Below are 23681 nucleotides of genomic sequence, written 5' to 3' on the forward strand. Positions count from 1 at the left end.
CCCGTTACCATGCCTCTGCGAGACGGCTGACCGCCGGCTTCGCCGTCTCGATCGCCGCATCCTTCCAGCCCGCGCGCCCCGCCCGCTGCCCCTGACGGCGCTGCTTGCGCATGTCGCTCAGCCCCTCGATGTTGACGGCGGGGCCGGAGCCGATGGTCTCGACCGGCCGCGGCGTCAGCAGCGCGTCGAGCCGCGCCTGGCCGGAGAGACCGAGCAGGTAGAACGTCCCCCCGTCCTTCTTCGCGAGCCAGGTCTCGCTGCTCTCATTGCCCTCGCCGTCCACCGAGATGTTGCGCGCCATGCTGGCGCCGGTGAAGTCGTTGCAGCAGATGTGGGTCGGCCCGTAGTTGGTGACGGTGGCCGAGACGTCGCCGGTGTAGAACACCACATAGGCATTGCTGACATTGGCGTTGCCGACCTGGCTCATCGTGAACACGCCGCCCGGCTGGTAGAGCTGGAGCGTCGGCCAGTTGGACGGCGCCGGCGTGCGGTTGTTGAGAAGCACCTGCTGGGTGGCCGTGGTGAGCATCAGTTGGCCCGGGACGTAGCCGTTCAGGATCGCGACGGCGTGCGCGTCGGTCCAGAAATTGGCATCCACCACCCTGAACTGGTTGATGATGATGCTGTCCGGGTCGATCGAGATGTTGGCGGACTTCGCGACGCCGCCGTTGTAGCCGGTGATGTTCATGACCAGGGGGATCGCCGGGTTCGAACGGATCTGCTCGCCCCTGACGTTGATCGTATCGGCCGCGAGGTCGAGCTCCCTCACGACGCTGACCCAACCGATCGTCAGGTCACCCGACGAGGTCATCCTGACGGTGTCGCCGCTGATCCGGTCGAGCGAGACCGAGCCGGCCACCTCGAAATGCGTATCGCCGTGCGCCGAGATTGATCCGCCGCGGAGCGAGCCCGTGTCGGACTTGACGTTGAGGTCGCCGGCATCGCCCGGGATACCCGTCGTGGTGAGCTGGCTGAAGACGATGTCGTTCACGGCATGCAGGGTCTGCGTGCCGCCGCTGGTGGCGGTGCCAACGGTGATCCCTCCGGCCGTCGCGGTGACATCGAGCGTGCCGCCCGCGTTGAGATTATCCCAATGAACGACCGTTCCGCTCAAGACTGCGTTGCCGGTCGAGGCCGTGAGGTTATGCCCGGTGTTGGTGCCCGCCGCGATCAGCCGCGCCGAGCCGTTGGCGGAGACCGAGCCCAGCGTCGGCACGCCACCGGCCATCACCGTCTGCGCCAGGATGAAGCCGTTGTCGGCATTGACATTGATGCTGCCGGCATCGCCATTAATGCCCGTGGCCGTCAGCGCGTTGAACGTCACGTTGTCGTGGGCGTGGATGGTCTGTGTACCGCCGCTCTGCGCGGTCTGGAACGTGATGCTGCCCTGGCTTGCCGTCGCGCCCAGCGTCGTGCCGGCGTTAAGCGTGTTCCAGTTGATCGGACCGCTGGCGGCGGTCAGCAGGGCCGAGCCGGTCGTAGCCGCGAGCGTGTTGCCGGTGATGGTCGTAGCAGCAAGCAATGTCGCCGAACCGTGCGCCGAGACCGAGCCCAGCGTGGTCACGCCGCCTGAGGTCATGGTCTGGGCCAGGATGAAGCCGTTATCGGCGGTGACATTGATGCTGCCGGCGTCACCGCCATTGCCGGTGGTCGCGAGCGACTTGAACGTCACGTTCTGGCCGGCATGGACCGTCTGCGAGCCGCTGCTGTCGGCGGAGCCGATGACGATGCTGCCGTTGTTGGCCACGGCGCGGAAAGACCCGCTCGCGCCCGTCGCCGTGCCTGCCAGCACCTGGTCTAGCGTCAGCCCGCCTGTCCCGAGGATGTCCACGCTGCCCTTCACCGCGGACAGCAGGCTCGCCTCGGTGTCGATCAGGGTCTTCAGGTAGATGTCGCCGGCGCTCGTGCTCGCCGACAGCCGCACGGCGCTGAACGCGAACCGGCTCGCCGCGTTGCCGATGCCGTTCGATGCGCTCAGCGAAACCTCGGCGCCCGAGCCGGAGGCGACGAACTTGGTCTGGCCGTCGCCGTTGTCGATGATCGCTCCGAGGGAAGCAACGCCGCCGGCGGTGACAATGATCGAGGGCGCGTTCGAGGCCGCCGCGTAAGATTGCGACGAATTCAGCCGGCCGATCGTCGCATCGCCCGTGGTGGTCACCGAGATCAATCCGGCCGCGTTGATGGCCGAATAGGCGCCCATCGACAGCGTCGCGGCCACCAGGGTCACGCCGCCCGCGCTGCTGGTCGCGACCACCGGCGCCGCGCCGGTGCCGGCCGCGAAGGTCATGCCGCGGTTGGCGAGCAGTTGCATCAGGCCAGCACTGGTGATGCTGGTATTGATCGCGAGCGCGCCGCGCGCAGCGTTCAGCGTCAGGGCGCCACCGGCCGTCAGCGTCCCATAGGCGCCACTCGTGCCGACGGCGAGATCGCCGGTGACGGCGAGGATGCTGAGGTCGCCGACCGCCGAGCCGGTCACCGCGCCGGAGATATTCACCTGCAGCGGCTGGAAGGTCGAGCCGTTGAAGCCGATGTTGCCGCCGGCGCGCAGATCGAGGTCGGCGCCCAGAATGTGGATCGCCGTACGGTCCGTGAAGTCGGCTTCGGCGTAGATGCTGCCGGTCGCGGCGAGCTGGATCGCATTGCCGGCCGAGATGTTGCCGAGGATGAGATCGCCGGTGGTCTGCTTCACATAGATGCCCTGCGCCGACGAAACCTGGTCGAGCTGGTCGTTGCTCGGATCGGCGAACGCAATCTGGAGCGCGTTCGTGTTGGTCGCGGGATTGCTTCCGGCGGTTCCCGAGGGGGCGCCGACATTGCCGTGCTCGGCAATCAGGGTCAGGTTGCCGATATCACCTGATATCACCGGCCCGCTCACATTGGCGAAGATGCTGGTCACGGCGTCGAGCTTGACGTCGCCACGGCCGGTCACCTGGATGCCGCTCGCCTGCGCGGCCGCGATCGGGCCGTAATTCGCGGTGACGCCGCCGAGTGCGAGGCTGTTCTTGCTGCCGAGATAGACGTTCGTCAGAGCCTTGGCCGAGATCGCGATCGGGTTGTCGACGACGACGAGGTTCTGCTGCGACAGGCTGACCGTATAGGTCGTGACATGTGTCGTCGGGTCCGTCACAGCGCCAACGGTGAGCTGGCCGGGACCAGCGGTGGCGAGCAATCCCCTCTGCTCCGGCGTCAGCGACGAGGAATCAACGCTGGTGAAGGTGAAGGTCTGGGGCGCGGCCGAGTTGCCGACCGAGCCGCGCGGCGCGTAGAGCATGATCTGGTTGGCGCTGACATTGGCCACGACGTTCTCGTCGATCGGCGGCGGTGCCGCGCCGACGGCCGACGACGACACCGTGTAGGCAAGCTGGCTCTGCGTCCACTGCGAGCCCGCGGTGATGATGCTGTAGACCCGCTCGGTCGATGCGAGCGTGTAGCTGTAGTTCGCGTTGAAGTGGCCCGGTTGCAGGGCGGCCTGGAGCGCGGCGTTGGTCGGCAGGAACTGCTGATCCGTTGCCACGCCGTCGAACAGCTTGGTGAACAGGGTCGTCGAGAGCGAACTGCCGAACACCGTCCCCAGCGGATCCGCGGGTGCGACGCCGAGCAGTGTCGTCAGCGAGGTCTTGAGCTCGTCGGTGGTGATCTTGCCGAGCAGGAACTGATCCCGCAGGAACCGCGTCGTGGCCTCGACCTTCATGTCCGTCGTCGAGACGTTGGCGGGATCGATGCCGAGCTTGGCAGCCACCTGCGCCCGCAGCACCGTCAGGCCGACCGATGTCGGGTTGTAGGTGCTGCCGTTCTGGAACGCGATGTTCTTGAGCTGGAAGTAGTCGTTGTAGGCCGACGTGACCATCGACTGGTAGCTGTTGACCGCATTGGTGGCGGCGTTGCCGCTGAGCAGGTCAAGGCTCGTCCAGACGTCCTGGAGATGCTGGCTCTGCGCCTGGGTCAGACCAACCGCAGCCCGGCCGTTCAGGATGTTGGCCGGATTATTGTCCGAACCCGCCGCCTCCAGGAAGACCGGCCCGCCCGTCGACTGGATCGTGCCGAGGCGCAGATCGCCCTTGGACTGGATGATGTAGGTGCCGGTCGCCGAGGCGCTGTCGAGAACGCCGCCATCGACGGCGCCGCTCGCCTGCGTCGTCCCCGTCGCCTGGATCACCAGCGGATTGATGTTGGTCAGGGTGGAGGCGCCATTGACGACGGCGCTCTTCGCGCCGATGGCACCGGCGGTGGAGTTGATCTCGATGTTCTTGCCTATCACGACGGGATTGGCGACGTTGTAGGCGGACGCCGAGTTGATGTCGCCGGTCGCCGAGAGGAAGACGCTGCCCTGCGGCGTGGCGCCCGCCGAGTTGACCTTCACATGGTCGATCGACAGCGAGCCGGTGGCCGCGATCGCGATGTCACGGTCGATCGTATCGGCCTTCAGGCTGCCGCCATAGACCTGCACCTGGACGGGAATGCCGTTCGTGCCGCGCGTGCCGATGCCGCCATCCGCCGACAGCGTTACGTTCTTGCCCGAGATCATCGGGTTGTTGGCGTTCGCGCCTGATGTGATGGCCGAATTGGCGCCGGTGGCGATGACCGTCGTGTCACCCGAGAGGTTGTTGATCGGCCCGTTGATGACGATGCCGGAATTCGAGGTCACGGCAACGGTGCTCGCGCCACCGCCGCTGAACTGGATATTGATCGGGTTCGACGCCTTGACCGTGTTGGTCAGCGTCAGGGTCAGGTGATCGTAGATCTGCTGGAACCAGTCGTAATGGCCGTCCGCACCGCAGCACAGCCCAGCCGACGTGTTGTAGCCGCCGCCATGATAGCTGCCGGTCGCCGTGACCACTTCCTGGAAGTTCGCGGTCTGCAATTGGCCGGTGTTGCCGCCACCGCCCGTGGCCTGCATCACGTTCTCGACCAGGCTGATGGTGCGGGTCCAGTTGTCTCCGGACGCGTTCGGCGTGTAGTGCCAGCCATAGTCGAACTGCGTGCTGGTCGTCGGACGATCGAGCGTCGCCGTGTCGACCCACTGGTAGTACATGTTGGGCTTCACGGTGTACTGGATGCCCGCTGTTCCGCTCATACCGGTCAGCATCGAGGCGGTAAACTGGCTCGCATTGACGCTATTGGTCCGATACGTCGACACCTGCTGGCCGCCCGACGCGGACGGATTGTAGACGTACCACGTCGTCTGCTGCTGGAGCTGATCGACGATCTGGATCACGCTAGGCGCGCTGACGCCCGTATTGATCGTGTTGGTGACGAGCTGGAGCCCGGTCGTGTTGTTGACCGTGATCGTGCCCGCACCACCCTTGACCGCGATCGTGCCCTGGGAGGTGCCGTCGGTCGAGGTCGAGATGATCTTGCCGTTCAGGTAGACGTAGCCGCCCGAACCCTGCACCACGCCGTTCACCATGATCTGGTCGGTGAGTGCATTGTACTTCACGCCGATCTTGATATCGCTGGAGAACTGCGTCGTCGCAGCCGCCGTGATGTCGTAATAGCTGCCGTTCCGTGCATTGGCCTGGGCCTGGGCGAAGTCCGCGCCGTTATTGCTGGTCTTGAGGCCGTTGATGGCGGACAGCACCCCTCCGCCGATGTCGACCGAGTAATTGCTGCTCGTGCCGCTCTGGATGAGGCCGTTGACGTTGATGACCCCCGCCGAGATGATGATCGCCTGGCCGAGGATGAAGGGCCGATCCGTGGGGTTCTGGTACCCCGAAGGCGTGGTCGAGGCCCAGTTCGTGCTCGCGTTCGTGTTCGCGGTCCTCGGCGTGATCACATCGTTCTGGATATTGACGACCTGGAAGTAGGCCGAGCACCCGTCGCAATTGAACGGCGAGTAGTACGTGTCCGTGTGGGTCGAGGTCGAACCGTCGGGGTGCGTTGTAACGGTGTCGTGGGTCGTGTTGCTGAAAACGCCCTGGCCGGCATAGGTATTGCGCTCCCACGGCGCGGTCGAAATCTGCTGGACCGTCGGGCCTTCCATCGCCGCAAGCGTGGCGGTGCTGCCCACGCTGCCGCCGCCTCCGTTGGGCGAGCCGTTGCCCATCGGCAGGAAGATCGCCGAATAGAGCGACAGGCCGTCGTAATAGGTCATCAGCATACGCGCGGTGAAGACCGTGCTGTTGGCGGCCGTCTGCTGGACGCCGCTATGCCCGTCGACGCAGCAATAATAGAAATACGGGTGATTGCCACCGTCGCCGATATGCGGGCTGTACGCGTAGGCGCCATAGGCGCCGAGATAGGTCGCCGCCGCCATCACCGCCGTCAGCGTGTCGTTGTCGGCCGGCTTGTATTCGACACCGGCCCATTGCGAGGTGACGTCGTGGTTGGAGTTGTAGAAGCTGCCGATGCCGCCGAGGAAGATGAACGAGCCGTTGGGCGCCACCATCTGGATGGTCGCGGCATTGAGCGACTGCGACGCAACGACGCTGCCGAGCTGGCTGGTGATCTTGAGCAGGCCGTTCTCGTTGGTGACGATGCCGTCGAAATAAATGTCGGGCTTGCGGGTCAGCTGGTTGCCGTTGTCGTCGACGCCGAGCCCGGTGCTGGGATCGACGCGGTTGTAGGTCGCCGAGATATCGATGATCGGTGTCGCGCTCGGCGTGGCGGTGAAGGTCACGTTGGAATGCGAGTCGGGGTCGACATGGTCGATCTGGCGGTAGGTGATGTTTCCGCCGGTCACATTGGTAACCGTGAGGTTCGCGAAATCCATGAAGTCGAGGCCGCGGTTCTCGACCCTGATCGTCGGCGAACTCTGCGCAGTGACCGATGGCGCCGTGTGGCCGGAGAGGCTGTTTCCGCTCAGCTTCTGCGCCAGGATCGAGACATTGCCGGCGGACACCAGGATGTCGCCGAACGCGAAGGCGTTGCCGGGGGCATCGGAGGTATACGGCGCCTGCTGGATTAAGGCGTTGATCTGGCGCTGCACGTCGCCCGTCGGATCGGCGCCGGACGGCGCCATCGTGGCGGGATGTGTCGATGTCGACGTCGAGAGCTGGGTCCGGATCTGCGTCGCGGTCAGGCCCGTCAGCGTGGCCAGCTGGTTGACGATGTTGTCATAGGGATTGAAGCCGCCGACGATGGTGTACTGGATCGTCTGGTGGTTCCAGCTCTTCACCGGGCTGAAATGATCGACGTCGGCGACGTATTCGAGCGTGGGCGGCGACGACAGATTGGGCTTGAGCGGCGAGTAAGGACTCGTCGTGCTCAACGTCGGCGCGCTTGCACCGAGATCGATCGTGATGGTCACGTCGTTGTTGATGCCCGCGACCACCAGGCCGTTGAGCGCGACATCGCCCGTTCCGCTGGTATGGCTGTGGTTGTCGCTGTTCTTGGCGCTGAAGATGTCCAGATACGGATTGTAATTGCTGCCGTTGCCGGACGCGGTGACCTGCCCTTGCGTTGCGCCAAGGTAGATGTCCCGTACGCCGAGCACACGCGAGCTGTCGGCAAGCGCGAGGCTTGAGTCGTTCGCGGCATTGGCCGTGCCGCGGTACAACGTGGAGATCGGAATGGCGGTGTTGTTGTAGACCACCGTCGTCGCGGTCGCCTGCACGCTGCTGAAGGTGATGGTATCGCCGGACATGCCGGCATAGATGTTGATGTCGCGCCAGGCCTCGATTGTCGTGCTGCTGCCGACGTTGACGGCCTGGTTGGCATGGACCCATGTGTTGGTGCTGGCGCCGACGCCGGCGATCGCGCCGTAGAGACTGGCATTGGCATTGTTGGACGCCGACATCGTCGCTGCCGTGCCGACGAAGATCTTGCCGACGCTGAACAGCTCGCGAGCATTGATATTGACCGCGAGCGTGGCGTTCGCCGTCATATTGGACTCGGCGCCACCGCCGGCGAAGAAGCTGGCCGTGGCCAGGCTCGCCGTGTCGGTCGTGCTCAGCGTGTTGTAGGCCTCGATATCGATCACCCCGGTCGCCGTCCGCGGATCGCCGTTGAGGCTCAGGATCGTTCCGGCGCCGATATTGGTGGTGACGTACTGGGTCACATGAGAGTCGCTCAGCGCTGCAGCACCCGAGAACGAGCCGCCGGAGCCCGAGCGTGCACCGCCGCCGGCCTGGTTGACGTTGTCTTTGGAGATGACGACGATGTTGCCGCCATCGGTGTTGATGATCAGGTGCGTGCCGATCTCGGCCGTGGTGGTCGAGGTGACATCATTCTGCGCCTTGCCGGCAGAGACGCCGGCCGTGGACGCCTGATAGGCATCACCGCTGGCCGCATAATTGGTGGTGTGCGTGGCCTTGACGCTGAGGCCGCCGAAATAGAGCGTGTCATCCGCGGTGCCGCCGTCGAACCGCGCGTTGGTCACGGCGGTCGAGCTGGTTGTCGCGACCGCTGCGGCGCCGGCGTAGGTGCCGCCCGCGCCGACCGTCGCGTTGGAGACGTTGGTATCCGTGCCGGTCGCCGTGATGCGGAGGATACCCGTGTAGTTGCCATGGTTCAGGGTATCCATGTCCGCAGGCGCACCCAGATAGGCATAGGTGTGCGCGCTCGACGACGTCTGCGCGACGGTGGCACCGAGCGCCAGGAACCCGCTCGAAAGGCCGGTCCCCTCGGCATATTGGGCGCTGTCGTTTTCAGCCGCGATGGTCACGTTGGCATTGGGAAGCCTGATCCCCGTTCCGCCGTACGCGTTGACCGTGGCGTTCTCGGACGCCTGGGCCAGGCTGCCCTGCGCGCCGATCAGCGAGCCGCCGCCACCGGCGAGCGCCTTGGCCCAAGTCGTCGTGCCGCTGGTCGGAACCAGCGCCATGGCGGTCACGGCGAGCGCACCGCCGGAGAAGCTGGCGTTGTCGCCGACATCGGCCGTCACCGTGGCGCCGACCGTGGACTTGGCGATGGCGACGCCGACGGCAGCGCCGCCGACCGAAACGCCGATCGCCTCGCTCGACAGATTGGGCGTGATCGACGCCGACACCAGCGTGCCGACGCCGGTCGCGGACGTCGTGATCGAGGCACTGCTGCCGATCTCCGCCAGCACTGACGAGTTTTCGTGGGCCTCCGCATCCGCACCGACGCCCGCGACGATGCCGCCGCCGAGTGCCGTGGCCGTCGTCGTCAGCGTGCCGGCGCCGCTTGCTCCAACTGCCAGAGTCGCGACGTTGACGGTGGAGCCGTTCAGAACCCTCGCAGCGACCGAGCTCGTTCGGCTTGCCGTTGCGACCGAAGCGCCGACAGCCACGGCGCCGCCGGTGACGCCGCCGGTGAAGACCACCTGGGTCGTCGAATCCTGCGCCATAACGGCGGCGCCATTGCTGGTGCCGCTCGCGCCGGTGATCTGTCCGCCAAGCAGGGCCGCCACGGAGTTGCTGACATTGCCGACCGCGACAGCCGCATCGGCGCCGAAGTAAAGCGCCGCACCGCCGGCGATCGCCTCGGTGTCGATGGTCTTGCCGGCATAAGGTCCGGTGGTCGCGTCCTTGACGACCGCCGCAACGGTGACGACCGGTGCCGAGACGGCCAAAGGCGTATCTGCGGCCACGAGCACGCCGGAGCCGTTGCGTCCGTAGTCACTCAAATTGGCGAGCACGGTGCTGTTGACGCTGGTGTAGCCGATGCCCGCTCCGATGCCGACATTCTTCGCAAAGCCGGCGCCGAGAAGATACATCTTGGCCGCATTGGCGCTGGTGGCAGTGACATTAACCTGCGTGCCCGTGACGTTGCCGCCTGCGATCTGCGCGACGACGGCGTCGTTACCGCCGCTCAGCACGTTGCTGACATCGTAGGTCGAGCTGACATGGGCGCTGTTCGGATTGCCGGCCGTACCGCTCGCGACGGCGTTGCTACCCTGCGTGCTGCTGGTGCCGTTGTTCACGGACGCGATGGTGCCGTTGTTGCCCTGATTGAGCTGGCCGGTCTGCCGGCCCTGGGTGTCGGCATCGGCGGTGTTGGTGCCGATGATGATGACGCCGACCGTCGCACCGATGCCGACACTGCCGCCGATGCCGGCGGTGACCGCGTAGGACACCACCTCCTTGGTGCTGAGCGCGTTGACATTGATCGCGCCCAACGAGTTCAGATTGCTGTTGCGGCTTTCCGCAATGGTCTGGCTCTTGAAACTGATGACGTTGGCGGCGGCGCCGATGCCGACCCCTGCCCCGCTCGCGCCGACTGCGAGCGCACCTGCGATCTCCTTGATCGCGACGTCCTCGGTCGCGTTGATGGTGACCGCGCCGGCCGCGCCGCCTGTCACCGATTGCAGCGTGGTGTCGTAGACGCCTGCGATGGTGGTGTTGTTGGCAATCTCGATGTTGGCCATGCCGGCGATCGCCGCCGTCCCGGTGGAGAGGGCACCGCCGATCGCATAGGCCTCGAAGCGGTTCTTGGTGTTGGCCTCGACGTCGAGCGCGCCGCTCAGGTTGAGCGCGGTCGTGTGCGCCGCGCCGTTGCCCTGGTAGTGGAACTCGTCGCCGACATAGGCCTCGGTCCGGTTCGAGGAGACCTGGACCAGGAATGCTGCGCCGATCGCGGCCTGGCTGCCATAGGCGCCGGAGCCGTTCGCGGAGAAGATGCCGGTGTTGTTGGTGGCGTTAACCGTCAGTGACGCAGCCGTCAGCGCGCCGCCGTCGACATAGGCTTCCGTCGTCGCCTGGAACACGTTCAACCCGACCGAGCCGGTGTTGAACCCGATCGCGATCGAGGACGCATCCTGCTCGGCATTGGCCTTCACGGTGACGGCGCCGACCGTCGCGCTCGACGACTGCACGCCGCCGACAGTCGAATTGGTGATGTAGGCGAACGTACCGCGCTGCATCGTGGTGCTGATGATGGTGGCGCCGCCGCCGCCGTTGCCGGTCGGAGCCACGATGCCGGCGCCGAACGCGCCGGAATAGGAGAAGCTCGACGCCGCGACCTCGATCTGCGGCTTCAGTGTCGACGACGTCAGGCGGGTGTCGATCGCGGCGCTGTCGATATAGGCGCTCGTCACCCCGCTCATCACATTGGTGATCGGGTTGATCATGATGGAGATGCCGCTGCTCGCGGCGAGCGAGGCAACGTTGGTCACGACCGCCTGGTGCGAGCTCGCAACGACGGCAAGGCCGCGCACGGTATCCTGGTTCTCGGTGAGGTCCGGCGTGGTGTCGGTCGGTGCGTGGGCGGTGCCGAGATCGAAGGCATGCACGAGCGTGCCGTTGTTGACCGACAGCGTATCGGTGCTGCTGGTCCCCAGCGCGTCGACCTTGGTGTTCGCGCCGCTGATATAGGCCGCAGTGGTTTCCGTGATCTGGTTGGTGACCAGCGAACCCGCGCCGCCGGCCGCGCCCTTGCTGATCGACACGGCGCCGGCAAACACCGCCGCCTTGTCGTTGTTGCCGGCGGTCACGCCGACGTTGTTGGAGGCGGTCACGTCGGCGCCGTTGATGCCGTTGGTGCCGGCGGCGGTGATGCTGGCCGTGACGTTGGTCCCCATCAGATTGGTGGCGACCGAACCTGCAAGTCCAACCTGCGAGGACATCGCGATACCGACGGCAACGGTCGAGATGCTGGCATTCGAGTTCGCACCGACCGCGACGTTGCCCGAGGCGGTCAGCTTGGAGCCGGTGACGCCGGCGCTGACGTTGTTGGCGATGCTGCTGTAGACGAGGGCCAGGCCCGCGGCGCTGCCTTGTGTCGAGGCGCCCGCGACGGCGGCGGTTCCGGTGATGCTGGAATTGTCGGTCGCGGTGACGGAAATGTTGCGGGCCGTGACGGACGATTGCGTCGTGCTGGACTGGTTGTTGCCGATGGCTGCCGAAACGGTGTTGGCGATCGAGCTGATCGTGGTGCCGCCGACGCCGGCAAATTGTCCGGTCGCCAGACCGAAGCCGATCGTGACCGCCTGGATCTTGGAGGAGTCGACCGCGCTCACACTGACATTGCCGTTGCTGCCGGCCGTCATCAGGACGTTGGCGATATCGGCCGAATGCGTGGTTGCGATCGTGTCGTAGACGATCGAGGCGCCGACATTGTTCTTGCCGGCCTGGATGAGGCCCGCAACGGAGACGATGCTGGCCCCCGGGCCGTTACCCGTGCCGTCGTTGAGCGCAGCCGCACTGAAGTCGATGCAGTTCTGCCCGCCCGTGCCGCCGGCGACCGTGCAGGTGTCCGAGGCGAGATGATTGTTGTTCGACTTCTTGACGAGGTTTCCGAGCGCCGTATCCAGCGCCGACACCGCGCCGCTGTCCGCCAGCACAGTCACGCGTCCAACGTTGATGTTCACCGTTGCGCCGCTGCTGATATAGGCCGTCGTGGTCGGCGTGATCTCGCTGACGACGATCGCGCCGGCAAGCCCGTTCGACCCTGCCCCGCCCGAGGCTGCGCCGGCCGCAATCACGCTGGCGCTGTCGGCCATCACCAGCAGCGTGTCGTAGTTCGAGATCGAGGTGCTCCGGATATGCGCGTCGGTCGCGGTTCCGCCCGTGGGATCGGCAATCGAAGCATAGGTCAGCCCGATGCCGACGCCGGCCTGGCCACCCGATATATAGAGCGAGCCGCCACCGATCGCGATGTTCGCCGTCTGGTAGGCGTCGACCTCGAGCGCGCGGTTGACGCCGGAGGACTGGCCCGTGATCGTCGAGCTCTCGATATAGGCGTTGGCGCTGTCGGTGATGATGCCGACGGAGGCCGACAGCGACGCCGCGTTGGATTTCGATCCCGCCACGCCGATGGCGACGACGGTCTCCGAGCCGCCATTGAGCGCCTGCACCGTCACCGAACTCTGGTTGTTCATGGTGGTGCCGTAGATGTAGGCGAGTGTCGCGTTGTTCGACATCGCCGCCGCGATCGCGCCACCGATCGCAGCCCCCTGGGCGGACCCTCCGGCCAGATTGAGCGCCGCGGAGCCGGAACCATTGTTGAGCATGGTGTCGTTGAGCGCCTGAACGATCGTGTTGGTCAGCACGGCGCCGGTCGTGGTGTACTTGTTGACCGTCGTGTTCCTGATATAGGCGCTGGTGCCGAGCGAGACGTCGGTCACCGACGAGCTGCCGGCGAGATCGAGGCTGAAGCCGCTGGTGCTCGATCCCGAGGTCGAACCGATCTTGCCCGCCGCCGTCGTCACGCCGGCGGTGCCTCCGGTCGAGGCGGCGCCGGCAGCGCCTGCCTTGTCGGAGAAATTCGACGACGCCGGGTCGGAGACGGCTGCCGCCACGGCAGCCGCGGTGATTCGCCCCGAAGTGGTCGCGCTGAGTGTCAGATTGTCGACATTGACCGCCCCGCTTCCGCCGCTGGTGCCGGCGAACGGATCGTTGGCGCTGAACACGCCGGGCCGGATGTCGGAATGGTTGTCGCCGATATAGGCGGAGGTGTCGGTATTTGCGCCGAGATAGGCGACCGACAAGCCGACCGCCGAACCGCCGCTCCCGTTATAGCTCATCGCGCCGGACAGCGTCACGACCGACAGATCCTGCTGCGCCAGGATGCCGACGGTCGGTGCATAGACGGTCGCCTGGCTCGATATCGACGCGTGCGTCGTGTTGTTCAGGAAACCGAGCGACGTGATGCCGTTCAGCGCCAGCGTGCCGGCAGCCTTGCCGGACGACGGTGCGACAGCGACGAACTGGTCGGAAGTGATCGCGTTGACGGCAATGTCGTCCGCCGCACGCAGCGTCGCACGGTCCGAAACGCCAGCGATGGTATTGGTGTTGAACTGGACGAGATTGAGCGCGCCGCCGACGGAGGAGCCGCCCGAGGTGTTGCCGAACAGGAAGCCGAGCGTGCCGACATTGCCGGCGGCGTCGATCGACGCCGTGGTCGTGGTGGCCGCGATCTGGAGGCTGGCGTCGTAGGTATGGACGTCGCCATTGTCCATCCCGACCGACCAGCCGGTGCCACTGCCGCAGGCCGCGGTCGCGCAGGTCGCCGTCAGGCTCGCGCTGCCGGCCACCCACGCCGTCGTGTTATTGTTCACGACGAAATGGTTCAGCGAACCGGCGATGCCGATCGTGTCGCCGGCGTCCGCGGTGGCATTGGCGTAGCTGGTCAGGATGTTGCCGCCGACGCCGAGATTGCCGTTGAGGTGGCTCAGCACCGCGCCCAGACCATCCCACTTCAGCCAGGAATTGGTGATCGGCAGTTCGGTGGTGGCATCGACGGCGATGTTGGCCGCGTTGATCAGCGTGCCGCCACCGACATAGGCGTTCGAATTGTGCGTGAAATTGCCCCAGGCGACGGCCGCGCTGATCGCGGTGCTCTCGCCGGACACCGGGTCCTTCGTGATCGCGCTGGACGTCGCGTTGCTGCGAACGCCGCGATCAATGACATTGCTGGCGACGGCAACGTTGCCGCTGGCATAGATGCTCGGCGCGCCGCCGCTCGGATTCTGCGCGATCGCAGCGGTCGCGCTCTGGGTGCTGTTGGCCAGCGACAGCGCGGCTGCGACCTTGAAATCGAAGCTCAGCGGCACCAGCGATCCCATGTGGTCCCTGATGATCGACGTCGGCGAGGTGACGGCGCGCAGTCCTCGTTCGATCGCCGCGATCAGCGCCGGCAGGCCGGCGATGGACGAGGCCATCGTGGAATTGCTCGTCGTGTCGGACGTCGCTTCAACGAGAACGGAGCCGTTCATCCGGTTGGCGGTATCGGTTCCGAGCGATGCGCCGAGCGTCGCGGTCACGGACGTCGTGATGTCGCTGATGGCGAACGCCCCGCCGACGGCGCCGCTCGCCCCCGTCCCGGGTGCCGCGACCGACGTTGCGCTGGTCGAGAACGAGTTGTTGTTGATCGCGCGCACCTTCAGGGTGCTGCCGGTCGTATTCACCAGGCCCGCCGCAATATGCGCGCCGGTCGCGACGTTGGCGGTCGTCGACACCGATCCCTTGGAATAGGCCACCGTCGGGACGATCTGCGCGCTCGTCGATGCCGCGAGGGCAGAGACGGCGATGGTCGCATCGTTGAGCGCCTTGATCTCGAGGTTGCCGCCGGCGTTGACCGTCGCGCCCGAGGCCACGTTGGTCGTAGCAGTGCCGTCGATCTTGCCGACGACCACGCCGGCCGCGACCGGCGTCAGGCTGCCAAGCAAGGTGGAGGCGACCGCCGGATCCGACGCGGTCTCCGTGGCATGCGCGGAAATGGTGACATCGCCGCGGCCGTTGATGTCGGCATGGCTGTTGATGTTGATGGTCGCCGTGGCGCTTGCCGCGACATAGCCGCCATTGAGCCCGAGCAGCGAGGCGGCCAGCGTCGAGCCGACAAGCGCGAAATCACCGGCCACGGAACCGTTCAGGAAACTTGACACGGCCGTCGAGGTTGCGGTGATCGAGATGATGCCGCCGGTGATCTTGCCGTCGACCGTGATCGCCGTCGCGGCGGTGGCCTGGCCGGACAGCTTGATGTCGCTCGCCGTTGCCGTCAGCGCGACATTGCCGTCGGAATAGGTGGTTCCGCCGAAATTGACCGCCTGAGCCAGGATCTGCGCACCATTCTTGATATCGATGTTCGGCGCGTCGATGGTGATGTGGTTGGCATTGCCCGTCGAATGACCATTGACGTCGAGATGGCGGGTATCGACCACAGCGTGTGCCGCCAGGGTGATCGAATTGCTCGCCTGGATCAGGTAGGTGGCGCTGGAGCCACCGGTGATTCCACTGATGGCATTTGCGATCGAGGTGTTCGACAGCGTCACGCCGGTGTCGCCCTGGCCCGCATCGCCGACCACCACGTCGGTCGGGTCCATCAGCAGCGTGCCCGCCTTGCCGTTCGGCGCGGCGAGGTTGATGCTGGCACCATTGCCGACGTCGATGATGCCGTTCGCGCTGAACTCGACGAGACCTGCATTGCCGGTCTTCGCGCTGGCGTCGAACTTGGCCCCACCCGCCACGGTCAGGTTCTCGGCGGCCTTGAGGCGGATGTCGCCGGCGTCGCCTGTCTTGCTCGCAGCGCTGAGCCTGGCGTTCTTGCCAATTTCGATGTTCTTGCCCGCGTCGACGGTAATGTTGCTCGGCGTTGCAGTCTTGCTCTGCGCGGACAGGCGCCCGTTGACCCTGGCGTTGTTGACCGCGCCGATATGGATCGAGCCGTTGCTGACGGTGATCGCGCTGGCGCTGCGCAGCCCCTTGGAGTTGACGGAGGCTGCGAACTTCGCGGCGTGATCGAGATTGGCGATGTCGCGCTGGCTGGCGCCGCCGACATAGACGTTCTGCCCGGTCAGGCGCACGCCATCCTGGGCATTGACCCGGCCGTAGATGCGGATGTTGCCGTCAGGCGAGACCGGGAACGAGCCCGCCATGAGGTTGCCGACCGCCGACTGGTTGATCGCCCCGCCCGCACCGATCAGGCTGTCGGTGAATTCGCGCGTCGGCGTCGAGACGTTGAGGCTGCCGACATTCACCGTGCCGGAACGGCCGACCACGAAGCCCTTGGGATCGGCGAAGTAGACGTTACCGCCGATCGCGCCGTTCATGTAGGAGTTCAGCGTGCCGTTGACGTAGACCGGGGCATCGCGAACGATGTTGACGAGGTTTTGCGTGCCGGCCGGCAGCTGCAGATTGACGGTGTTGCCCTGCCCGACACTGAATTGCAAGAACGAGTTGAAGGCGTTGTTGCCGGAGACCGTCGACGTCGTGACATTGGTCACGCTGCCGGAGGTCTGCAAGGAGGTCCCGGTGCGGCCATCCGGAACGATGACGTTCGCCGTCTGCGCCTGAAGGCGGACGCTGAACACCGGCAGGAAGACCATCTGCATCGCGCAGAGCAGCGACATCGACCGGAAGCGCGCAAGCCCCCGCAGCGTCAGCTCGTCATGATTTCGCGTCGCAGATGGTCCGCGCATTTCAGATCCTCGTCATCGGCATTGGCGCCGATCCACAACCGGGTGGGAGAATGTCGTGGAAGCGTCCGGCATCAGAACTGGCCGGGCGGAAGCTTGAAGATGTCGGGGCTCTTGGCGTCGGCCACGTAGAACAACAAGAGGCTGGTCGGCGTCAGCACACGCTGGTTGTTCTCCTTGTTCTCGAACGTGCCCTGGAGCAGCAGGATCACCGAACGATCCTTGGCGTCGCTGCCGCGGAACATCACGATGCCGCCGGCAACCGGCATGTTGACCGCGATGGAATCAGGCTTGAAGCCTTCGCCCATGAAATGGGCGCGCAGAATGTTGGCGTTGGAGAACAGCTTCTCCGGCGTCATCGCCGCGTCGGTCCCCTTCGACCAGACGGCGCCGACCTGGATCAGCGACTTGGACTTGTAGCCGAACACGTAGGAGAGCTCGGCGGTCCCGCCGTTCGGCAGCAGCTCGGGAACCGACATGAGGATGCTGTGCGTCAGCTCGGACGCGTTGTCCTGCGCCTTGATGACGTCGGGCTTGGCGTTGAAGTCCTTGATCATCGCCGCGCGCACGTCGGCTTCGCTCATGCCGAACTTGGCGGAGCGGAAGCCGTCGATCGCCTTGACCTTGTCGTCCGCGCCGGTGCTCGGCGCCTCGGTCGTGGCCGCCGCCGGAGCGCCGGCTGCCGGAGCAGCCCCAGCCGCAGCAGCCTTCGGAGCCTGCGCGGCCTTCTGCTTTGGAACGACGCCCTGGGCCGCCAACGGACCCGCAGCAACGGAGGTGAGAAGACCGACGAGGGCCGGAACGAGATAGATTTTGCGCATCGAAAACCTTCGAAACAACTTGAAAGAACGCTTCAAAAATCGGCAGTCACGAAATCGGCTTCTCCGAACCGCCGTCGCATCCAAGACGGAAAATGTTGCAATGCCACAAGGCGTTACAAAACATCACGGTGCAGACAAGGCTCGAAACAGCGACTCCTCAGCGGCGTAGGAATACGGTATCGGGTTGCCAAACGCTGCGAATGAACATTCACAAGCGCATTTTTTCATCAATTGTGGATGCCCGCCGTTCGCGCTAAGCATCCGCCTTGGGGCAAGCATCATGCAAAGAACTTCATGACCGAACGGCCTTCCGCGTTCGCGGTCGATCGCCGCGGGTTCATTCGCCTTGCGAGCGCAACCGCTGCGGGATGGCTCGCGCTCGGCGCAACACCTGATCGCATGCGGATCGTCGCTTCGCTGACGGCGTTGCCGCTCGACGACGAACTGACCAGAAGGAGCATGATCGACAGCCCGACCTCGCGCCTGGGTGGTCTCATCGTCGGGCTCAGGCAGCGAGGCTGGGTCGAAGGCGTCAACTTCCGCCTCGAACTCCGTTCGAGCTTCGGCTCACCGGACAAGCTGAAGACGGCGGTTCAGGAGCTGCTGGAGCTCAAGCCGGATGTGATCCTGACGGGGTCGACGATCGAAACCGCAGCGGTCCTTGCAGCCACCAAGACCATTCCGATCGTCTTCGCGACCGCCAACGATCCTGTTGGCAACGGCTTCGTCGAAAGCCTTGCGCACCCCGGCGGCAACGTCACCGGCTTCACCAGCAGCACCGCCGAGATGGGCGGCAAATGGCTTCAGCTCGTCCGTGAGGCCGTGCCGGATATTGCCCGCGTCGGTATCCTGTTCAACCCGGCGACCGCGCCTCGTGCGGGGCGCTTCTTTCTCGATTCGATCGAGCAAGAAGCTGCGACATCCGGAGTGTCCGTTGCCCCCGCCCCCGTCGGCGCGCCAACGGAGATCGACGAAGCCGTCAGCCGCTTCTCCGAAGCGCCCAGGGCGGCGATGATCGCCCTCGTCGACAGCTTTCTGGTGGTCAACCGGCAGGCGATCGTCGCGGCAGCCGCCAAGTATCGCGTGCCGACGATCTATCCCTTCCACTATTTCATGGATGCAGGCGGGCTGATGAGCTACGGGCCGACGCTGGAGGTCCGTTCGGCTGACTATGTCGATCTCATCCTGCGCGGCACCAAGGCCGGCGATCTGCCGGTGCAATCGCCGCGAAAATACGAGTTGCTGATCAACCGCACGGTTGCCCGCACGCTCGGCTTGACCATACCATTCACGCTGCTCGCACGCGCCGACGAGATCCGCGAGTGAACGAGACGGTCGATCAGGGACATTTGCGGACGCCTCCCGGCCGGCTGTTCCGCAAATATCTCTACTCGATCGTCGCCCTCGCCTTTGCCGCACTCGCGATCAACACCGGCTTCGACGTCTGGTTCTCCTATCGCGAGCAGAAGCAGCTCCTCGCGGCAACCCAGCGCGAGCAGGCCGCGTCGGCGGCCATTCAGATCGGCCAGTTCATCGGCCAGATCGAAAGCCAGATCAGATGGCTCTCCCGCCTGCCCCCGGAGTTGTCGACGAACGAGGACGAGCGCCTGAACGCGATCCGCCTCCTGCGCCTCTCGCCCGCGATCGCTGAAATCGCCGAGCTCGACGCGCAAGGCCGCGAGCAGGTGCGCGTGTCGCGCCGCGTCGCGGACAGGATCGGCAGCAAGATCGACCTCTCCGCTTCGTCGGCCTTCCGCGGCGCCAACGAAAGCCGGACCTATTACGGGCCGGTGTACTTCTTCGGCGACACCGAGCCGTTCATGACGATCGCCGCGCGCGGCGTCGGCCGCGGCCCCAATGTGATCGTCGCCGAGGTCAATCTGCGCTTCATCTGGGACCTCGTCGCGGGGATCAGGGTCGGCAATACCGGCAAGGCCTATGTGGTCGACCGCATGGGGCTGTTGATCGCACATCCCGATCTGTGGCCGGCGCTACGCCGCAGCGATCTTTCGGGACATGCCGACGTTCGCGCCGCACTCGATGGAGTCGGGCCACCGTCGGGCGGCCTGGTCAAGGAGGATCTGTCCGGTCAACGCGTGCTGTCGACCTATGCGACGGTGCCCTCGCTCGGCTGGGTGGTGTTCGTCGAGCTTCCGCTCACCGAAGCCTATGCGCCGATCTACGCGTCGATCGGCCGCTCGACGTTTCTCCTCGTCGTTCTGTTCGCCTGCGCGGTGCTGGTCTCGCTCTTTCTCAGCCGGCGCATGACCGTGCCGATCCAGATCCTGACGCAGGGCGCGCGCCGGATCGGCAGCGGCGATCTCGGCCTGCGGCTCGCGATCAAGACCGGCGACGAGCTGGAGGCGCTCGGCGACCAGTTCAACCGGATGGCCGCGCATTTGCGCGAATCCTACGCGACGCTCGAGCGCAAGGTCATCGAGCGAACCTCCGAGCTCGAGAAGGCGCGCGACCACGCCCTCGCCGAGCATGACGCGGCCGAGCGTGCGCGCAGCATTGCCGTCCAGGCCAACGAGACCAAGTCGCGCTTCCTCGCCGTCGTCAGCCACGAGCTGCGCACGCCGCTGAACGGCGTCATGGGCGTGCTGCAACTGCTGGACGACGGCAACCTCGACGAAGCGCAGCGCCGCCACCTCGCCACCGCCGCCGCATCGAGCGAAACGCTGATCGCGCTGGTCGATGCGATCCTGGAATATGCCCGCCTGGAAGCCAGCGCCGAAACGCTGGAGACACGCGACTTCCGTCTCGACCAGCTCATCGAGGCCGCCGCCGATCTGATGCGCCCGCAGGCCTTCGGCAAGGGACTGACGTTCGATCTTGCCAGCGATGCGACGGTCAACACCTCCGTGCACAGCGATCCTGTCAGGCTCAATCGCATCCTGCTCAATTTGATCGGCAATGCCATCAAGTTCACCCCGCGCGGCGGGATCGGCCTGAAGGCGGTCGCCGAGCAGAGCGACGATCACGTCCTGCTGCGCATCACGATTCGCGATACCGGGATCGGCATCCCGCCCGACATGCATGAGCGGATATTCGAGGATTTCGTCCAGGCTGATGACAGTATCGCGCGGCGGTTCGGCGGCACCGGCCTCGGACTTGCGATCGCGCGTCGGCTGACGCGCCTGATGCACGGCGAGCTGACGGTGGAGAGCACGCCGGGCGCGGGCAGCACGTTCACGCTACAGGTGCCGCTTGGCCGCGCCGCGGGCGGTATCGTGCAAGGTACGGTCCTGCCGCCGTCGCGGCGGCTCAGCGTGCTGCTGGTCGACGACGATCCGGTCAATTGCGAGGTCGGCGAAGCGATCCTGAACCGGCTCGGCCATCGCCCCACGATCGCCAGGAACGGAGCGTCGGCCATCGAGCTCGCCCGCGATCAGGCGTTCGACGTCATCCTGATGGATCTGCACATGCCCGACATGGACGGCGTGGAGGCGGCATCGCAGATCGGCAAGCTGGGTCTGCCGAGGATGCCGCGCATCATCGCCGTGACGGCCGACGTGTCGGGCAGCGCCCGCGAGCGGCTCACCGGCGCAGGGATCGCCAAGGTCGTCAGCAAGCCGATCCTGATCAATGCGCTGCGCGAGGCGATCGAGGACGATCCGCAGGACGAGCCGGCAGCACCGCAGCTTGCCGCGGGCGCGTTGATCGACCGGCACTTCCTCGACGATCAGCGGGAGCTGCTCGGGCCTACGCAAATCGAAAAGCTCCACCATCTGCTGGGCGAGACCAGCGCAAGATTGATCGACGACATCACCAAGGCTGCCGCGAGCGGCGATCACAAACAGCTCGCACGGTCCGCGCACCAGCTCGGCAGTGCGGCGAGCGCGCTCGGGCTCGTCCGCCTGTTCGATCGCTGCCGCGACGTCGAGCTGGCAGCGCCCGCGATGTCATCGCCTGAGCACCAAAATGCTGCGCGCGAACTCGCCGAGCTTCAGCAGGCGTCGATGCGCGCGCTGGACGATCTGCTTCAGCCCGCCGAACAAGGTTCGGTCAGCTAGATTTGCTCAGATTGGAGCTCTTCGAACTTTGCCGGCCGGCGATGTGCTTCCGGCCGGGCCAACGCGCGACACAAGGGATCAACTCCTTTATGCGGGATCTGTGTATAGCTGTCACGAGCCCGGAGTTTTAACGACGAGCTTTATGTTTAGCAGGTTGACTCCTTTGAATGGGTTCGGAGCGCTTTCGATTGTGCCCGTACCCGTGGCATTCGCATAAGCACCTGTGCCCGACAGGATTGTGTATTCGCCCGTCGATTTGCCGTCTTTGGCCGAACCGGTGTAGCGCGCCGTAATCGAGCCTTCCTCGAACGTGTAGGTGCTATAGCCGAAGAAGGGGCCCGACCCTTTGAGCAGGTCCGAAGTATTGACGAACTCTTTCACTCCGATACGGCCATCGTTGAATACGGCCACACCAAAGAATTTGCCAGACGCAACCGTCTGTCCTTCGACGTTTGCGGCCTCTATGACCTTGAGGTCGATCGGCTTCGTAACCAGCTTGAACTCGAGCACCCGCTCACCGGCTACGGCTGTTGACGCCGCGACGGCCAATATCACGCCAGAAAGGAAAAAGGTGAGAGACTTCCGCATAGCTTCCTCCTGCGCTTGTTGAAATCAAGTTGAGAAGTGCTGGCGAGCTACTCGTCATGCCCCGGCTCTTCGCGGTGGCACGGAAGAGAGCCCTTGGCAACGCCCCGGCAGCGGCTGAAGCACTCTGTCCTAAGGCGCAAAGTCGGGACGCAATTATGAGTCCCAAGCGACGGGAAGAAAGTTCAGGTTTCCGTTACGGTATAATCGTATCCAGCCACAGCGCGGGGACTCTCAGCAAAGGCACAATCCTCATGGTCTTTGCTGGTCGCCGGACTTCTTCCAATCGTTCGCGGAAAAGCAATTCCGAGGAATTACTGTCACCAACGCTGACGGATGAATAGAACCCATGCCGCCCACCATTTTCTAGGGCGTAAATCCCTGGACTGGCCACCGTGTAGTTCGCCTTCTTGGCTCATCGCAACAGATCGCTGCCAGGCGGAAGCCGATGTTGGGGCCAGTGAACTCTAGCGCACCGTAGCCCGGCAGATTCATGGCTTCACGACCCAGCCTCCGCACGTCTGCGCCCGCCGCCTGTCCCCTCCTCGCGCCCAAAACGCTCGACCAGAAAATCGATGAACAGCCGTACCTTCACCGACAGATGCCGCGTCGGCGGATAGACCGCATAGAGCGCGAGCGGCGGCGCCGAATAATCATCCAGCACCGTTCGCAGCTCGCCCTTCCGCAAGGCATCAGCGGCGATGAACTCCGGGAGCAGCGCCAGCCCCCTGCCCTTGATCGCGACGTCGCGCAACACTTCGGCGTTGTTGACGCAGAGCGACCAGGCCGGCTGGATCCAGTGATCGCCGTCCGCGCCGGTGAGCTTCCACTGATTGCCGGTGAGAAGGAAGCCGTAGGTCAGCGAAGCGTGCTCGCGCAGGTCCGGCGGATGCTTCGGCGTGCCGTGACGCGCAAGATAATCGGGCGAGGCGCAGATCATGCGCGCCACCGGCATGACCTTGCGCGCGATCAGGCTGGAGGATTCCAGCTCGGCGATCCGCAGCGTCACGTCAAACCCATCCTGCACGGGATCGAGCAGATCGTCGCTGAGCACGATCTGGAGCTGAAGCTCCGGATATCGCGTCATGAAGTCGGCCAGCACCGGCCCGAGCCGCATGGTGCCGAACGACATCGGCGCGTTGACGCGCAACAAGCCGCGCGGCGCCGACTGAAGCTGCGCCACCGCCTGGTCGGCCGCCTCGATCTCCGAGAGGATCACGACCGCGCGCTCGAAATAGCGCTGGCCGTTCTCGGTCGGGCTCGCGTGGCGAGTGGTCCGGTTCAGAAGCTGGACGCCGAGGCTCTCCTCGAGATCGGCGATGTATTTGCTGATCGCCGAGCGCGACAGCCGCAGCTGGCGGCCCGCTTCGGCAAAACTGCCGCTCTCGACCACCTTCACGAAGGCCCGGAGGCTGGCGACCTTATCCAAGCGCCCGCTCCAGCGATTGTTTCCAAATCGTAGACATAGAGGTCATATTTGCATGGATTGTCTCCAATCCAAAGCGG

6 protein-coding genes are annotated in these 23681 nt (G+C 65.2%); 2 read left to right on the forward strand and 4 right to left on the reverse strand.

The annotated features are described in order from the left end of the window. Positions 1-4: 4 nt before the first annotated feature. Complete coding sequence (locus BM118_RS26095; protein WP_092188712.1) at positions 5-16756, reverse strand: leukotoxin LktA family filamentous adhesin; 16752 nt, start codon at positions 16754-16756, stop codon at positions 5-7. A 71-nt stretch (positions 16757-16827) separates the two neighbouring features. Next, positions 16828-17574, reverse strand: coding sequence for a hypothetical protein (locus tag BM118_RS26100; RefSeq protein WP_092188714.1), 747 nt, complete (start codon positions 17572-17574; stop codon positions 16828-16830). Between the two features lie 294 nt (positions 17575-17868). Here BM118_RS26100 and BM118_RS26105 point away from each other — a divergent pair, with 294 nt between their 5' ends. Further along, a complete protein-coding gene (locus BM118_RS26105; protein WP_177234697.1) occupies positions 17869-18900 on the forward strand; it encodes an ABC transporter substrate-binding protein in 1032 nt (343 codons plus the stop codon). Next, positions 18897-21590 carry a hybrid sensor histidine kinase/response regulator gene (locus BM118_RS26110; protein WP_092188718.1) on the forward strand — a complete coding sequence of 898 codons (2694 nt, stop codon included), beginning with the start codon at positions 18897-18899 and terminating at the stop codon, positions 21588-21590. Before BM118_RS26105 ends, BM118_RS26110 begins: the two co-directional genes overlap by 4 nt. A gap of 111 nt (positions 21591-21701) precedes the next feature. Here BM118_RS26110 and BM118_RS26115 read toward each other — a convergent pair whose 3' ends face one another. Both BM118_RS26115 and BM118_RS26120 read right to left on the reverse strand, forming a co-directional pair. Then, complete coding sequence (locus BM118_RS26115; protein ID WP_092188720.1) at positions 21702-22178, reverse strand: hypothetical protein; 477 nt, start codon at positions 22176-22178, stop codon at positions 21702-21704. Positions 22179-22674: 496 nt separating this feature from the next. Further along, positions 22675-23604 (reverse strand): LysR family transcriptional regulator, encoded by a 930-nt coding sequence (locus tag BM118_RS26120; protein WP_177234698.1) that lies wholly within the window; start codon positions 23602-23604, stop codon positions 22675-22677. Between the last annotated feature and the right edge of the window lie 77 nt (positions 23605-23681).

Origin of the sequence: Bradyrhizobium sp. cf659, assembly GCF_900113725.1 — a bacterium.
Classification (GTDB): Bacteria; Pseudomonadota; Alphaproteobacteria; order Rhizobiales; family Xanthobacteraceae; genus Bradyrhizobium.